This window comes from Rosenbergiella metrosideri, from assembly GCF_022602565.1.
Lineage (GTDB): Bacteria > Pseudomonadota > Gammaproteobacteria > Enterobacterales > Enterobacteriaceae > Rosenbergiella > Rosenbergiella metrosideri.
Genome location: NZ_JALBCV010000054.1, coordinates 1 through 408, shown reverse-complemented (window position 1 = coordinate 408; position 408 = coordinate 1). Strand labels below are relative to the sequence as shown.

Here is a 408-nt window from a genome sequence, read left to right as displayed (position 1 = left end):
GTGCTGATACCCAGAGTCGAACTGGGGACCTCACCCTTACCAAGGGTGCGCTCTACCAACTGAGCCATATCAGCACATCTGGAGCGGGCAGCGGGAATCGAACCCGCATCATCAGCTTGGAAGGCTGAGGTAATAGCCATTATACGATGCCCGCATCCTGGAACTCTGCTACCTGGATCTTTCTGTAGCTTATGAATAATAAAATGGCTTTTATTATTCGAGTCTGCCAGATAAACTGACCGACTTTCGACTGTTGCCAGTCTAAACCGGTGTGATGAAAACTGCTTACTCAGCATTTTACTTCACTATGCCCCAACTGTAGTAGTTGAGATGGTGGTGGGAGAAGGATTCGAACCTTCGAAGTCTGTGACGGCAGATTTACAGTCTGCTCCCTTTGGCCGCTCGGGA

At 49.5% G+C, this 408-nt stretch carries 2 tRNA genes; both read right to left on the bottom strand.

The annotated features are described in order from the left end of the window. Position 1: 1 nt before the first annotated feature. Positions 2-74 (bottom strand) — tRNA-Thr (locus MKR94_RS16450). Positions 75-79: 5 nt separating this feature from the next. Then, positions 80-154, bottom strand: a tRNA-Gly gene (locus MKR94_RS16445). Positions 155-408 lie beyond the last annotated feature (254 nt).